Annotated in this window: 1 protein-coding gene; it reads right to left on the bottom strand. The window is 37.3% G+C overall.

All coding sequences use genetic code 11. The features are described from left to right. Nucleotides 1–593: SNF2-related protein (locus tag DESAMIL20_RS10440; RefSeq protein ID WP_338032057.1), on the bottom strand; the 593-nt coding region annotated here is incomplete at both ends.

The following is a 593-nucleotide window of genomic DNA, read 5'->3' as shown; positions in this document are numbered from 1 at the left end:
CTCTTCCAAGTTCTACTGATTCACCACGCCTAATACCATCTGGTAAAGCATACAACGATTGAACCATCTTACCCAAACCTGCTTTGCTACCCATAACCAGCATTTTTCTTACTTTATCTGTTATTTTTGCTTCAAAATTTTTATATACTTTTGCCTGCTCTTCGGACATTTCAACCGAAATAATCTCTTCTTCATAAGATGGCAAACTTGATGATATATCCGCAAGCTTTATATAAACGGAATTTTCAAGCAGATAAGAGATAAGTAAGGGACTTATGCCTGCCTTTTCTTTAAATACCTTTCTTACCCCTCTTTTATTGCCTATTGACTCTTTGTTTCTTTTGTAATCAACAGTAATGTTTTCATAAACCCCAAAGCGTTCTATAAACTCCTGAGGCTTATCGTAATTTAAACCTAATTTTACCATTATCTGCGGTGCAACACGCCACATTAGATAAAATAAATTATTTGCATAACCTCCCATAAGTGTTCCTGTCAAAGCTAATACTTTTTTAGACGCACTTGTCAGGTTAGCCAACGCTTGCCCTTGCGCTGTTTCACCGCCTTTAAGCTCGTGGACTTCGTCAGCTATG

Origin of the sequence: Desulfurella amilsii (genome assembly GCF_002119425.1) — a bacterium.
In the GTDB taxonomy this organism is placed as follows: domain Bacteria; phylum Campylobacterota_A; class Desulfurellia; order Desulfurellales; family Desulfurellaceae; genus Desulfurella; species Desulfurella amilsii.
Note: the sequence above shows the minus strand (reverse complement) of the source record. Positions and strands in the feature narration are given on the sequence as shown.